At 42.2% G+C, this 593-nt stretch carries 2 protein-coding genes; both read right to left on the reverse strand.

Features of this window, described 5'->3' with window-relative positions; all coding sequences use genetic code 11:
* Positions 1–300: ParB N-terminal domain-containing protein (locus MKP05_RS21460; protein ID WP_240570157.1), on the reverse strand; the 300-nt coding region annotated here is incomplete at its 3' end.
* 2 nt (positions 301–302) lie between these two features.
* Positions 303–593, reverse strand: a 291-nt coding sequence (locus MKP05_RS21465) for a hypothetical protein (protein ID WP_240570158.1), incomplete at its 5' end; no start/stop codon positions are given.

Genomic DNA, 593 nt, shown 5'->3' on the forward strand with positions numbered 1-593 from the left:
GTCATCATAAGAGACAATTTTAATCTCGCATTCAAGCTCAATGCTCTTTTCTTCTTCAACTTCTCTACCTGCTCTCCAGCGTGATTCACCACGAAGAATAACAAAGCTATCATCGTCCTGGCCGCGCTTAACCACGATAGGCTCACGGATGCCGTAAATCTTACCGTTAGGCAGTTCAAGCCCGATAGAACGCTTTAGCTGCTCAATATGTTCCCTTGCTGAAGGGCTATTCCAGTCTTTACGATCCTGATTACTTTTAGACTTGAGCTGGCTTAGCTTGACAGTCATAGATTCACTCATTGTTAGTCCTCTTTCTTACCGATAGTGGAAATTAGGCTGTTAACATCAACTGGCGGCTTCTTAGCCGGTTTTGGTTCTGATTTAGGTGTTTCTTCCAGCGGGATATTATCATAATAATCTACCGGAATGTTCTCATCTTGTTGCTGGCTCACTGATTCTTCCAACATGCGCATAAGGTCAGGATCATCTTCAGGATTGAAGGAATTTTCCACGACTACAGAATCTGAAGGGGTATTTATTTTCTGCTTTTTACCTTCCTTTCTATTGTTTTTTGTTTGCGATTTTTCAGGTGC

It is taken from the genome of Halomonas flagellata (assembly GCF_022487945.1).
Lineage (GTDB): Bacteria > Pseudomonadota > Gammaproteobacteria > Pseudomonadales > Halomonadaceae > Halomonas > Halomonas flagellata.